This is a genomic window from Vibrio sp. 10N.261.52.A1, from assembly GCF_002876325.1.
Lineage (GTDB): Bacteria > Pseudomonadota > Gammaproteobacteria > Enterobacterales > Vibrionaceae > Vibrio > Vibrio chagasii.
The window spans coordinates 9,048-10,771 of the sequence record NZ_MCYD01001109.1; the positions used below are offsets into that span (position 1 = coordinate 9,048).

Below are 1,724 nucleotides of genomic sequence, written 5' to 3' on the forward strand. Positions count from 1 at the left end.
AAGTAGGTGAGCTAGAGCTTAACCGTAACCCTGAGAACTTCTTCGCTGAAGTTGAGCAGTCAGCATTCAACCCTGCTAACGTGGTTCCGGGTATCAGCTTCTCTCCAGACAGAATGCTACAAGGTCGCTTGTTTGCTTACGGTGATGCGCAGCGCTACCGTTTAGGTGTGAACCATCAGCATATTCCAGTGAATGCACCTCGTTGCCCAGTCCACAGCTACCACCGTGACGGTGCGATGCGTGTCGATGGTAACTTTGGCAGCACACTAGGTTATGAGCCAAACAATGAAGGCCAATGGGCAGAGCAACCAGACTTTGCAGAGCCAGCATTAAACCTTGATGGTGCGGCAGCACATTGGGACCACCGTGAAGATGAAGATTACTTCTCACAACCGGGTGATCTATTCCGTTTAATGACTGCAGAACAACAAGCAATCCTGTTCGACAACACTGCGCGTAACTTAGGCGGAGTGCCTAAAGAGATTCAACTGCGTCACTTAAGACACTGTTACAAAGCTGATCCAGCATACGGCGAAGGCATTGGTAAATTGCTTGAAATCGATGTAAGCGAATTTAATTCGTAATCAATAAGCTTGATTAGTTAAATGGAAGGCCGTCGAGTTAATCACTCAATGGCCTTTTTTGATCTCTGTTCTAAATAAGTAATTAAGTTATTGAATTTTAGCCTATTACCTAACGATAGTTTTTCCCTATCGAAGTAATAAATTATGCCCATTATCTTTATGATTTGGGTGGGATTATCCTACGGCTATCAGTTTATAAAGTAGTAGAGTTTGAGATGAGTAAAAGTGCATTAATCGTTGAAGGTGGGGCAATGAGAGGCATCTTTGCAGCCGGAGTATTAGACGCCTTTATGCAAGACGATTTTCGTCCTTATGATTTTGCGATTGGTGTATCTGCGGGTGTGTCTAATTTGGTTGGTTACTTATCTCAAGCGCCAAAACGCAGCTACAGTGTGATTACCACGATGGCGACCGATAAAACTTTCTTTAGCCCAGCCCGCTTCGCTAAAGGTGGTAACTTGGTTGACGTGAAGTGGTTATGGAATGAATCAAATCAACGTTACCCACTGGATTGTGGAGAGCTATTTTCAAGCATTCCACTGATTGCCGCGGTGACTAATGTCGACACAGGCAGTGCAGACTACTATCACATCAAGCCAGAAAACCTTTCTAATGTAGTTGAAGCAACAACGGCTTTACCTATCGCTTACCGTGAAACTCCGTGTTTCTCTGGTGGCTGTTATACCGATGGAGGGGTCGCAGATTCAATCCCAGTTCGTGAAGCTTATCGCCGAGGTGCACGTGATATTACCGTGATTCTTTCCCATCCACTGAGCTACCGAATGAAGCCGCAGAAGTATCAATGGATGCTGAAAAAGCTGTTAAAGAAATTCCCCAACATTGCAGAGTCGATGGCGATACGTGCTGAAAACTATAACCAATCTTTGGAGTTCATTCGTAATCCGCCAAAAGATGCGACCATTAAGGTGATAGCGCCACCTGAGGCGTTCGCGGTTAAGCGACTCACCATGGATAAAGCGATATTGGATGCAGGTTATGAGATGGGCCTGAAAGCTGGAGAAGAACACTTGGCGATTCGCAAAGGCACCTATGGCTTAGATATCGAGGACTGCCACTTCTGCATCTAGTTTTGATACTGACATAAACCAAAAAGCCACGCTATTTGAACTGACCCCCAAT

Annotated in this window: 2 protein-coding genes; both read left to right on the forward strand. The window is 45.2% G+C overall.

Annotation, left to right across the window (positions count from 1 at the left end):
• Positions 1-584 (forward strand): catalase (locus tag BCT81_RS23775; RefSeq protein ID WP_133152707.1); only part of this gene is annotated, 584 nt, incomplete at its 5' end.
• Between the two features lie 215 nt (positions 585-799).
• Positions 800-1,672, forward strand: a complete 873-nt coding sequence (locus BCT81_RS23780; protein ID WP_102426068.1) for a patatin family protein — start codon at positions 800-802, stop codon at positions 1,670-1,672.
• The last annotated feature ends 52 nt before the right edge of the window (positions 1,673-1,724 follow it).

Coding starts and splice junctions, on each gene's coding strand:
- BCT81_RS23780 (WP_102426068.1), top strand. CDS start 800: ATGAGTAAAAGTGCATTAATCGTTGAAGGTGGGGCAATGAGAGGCATC.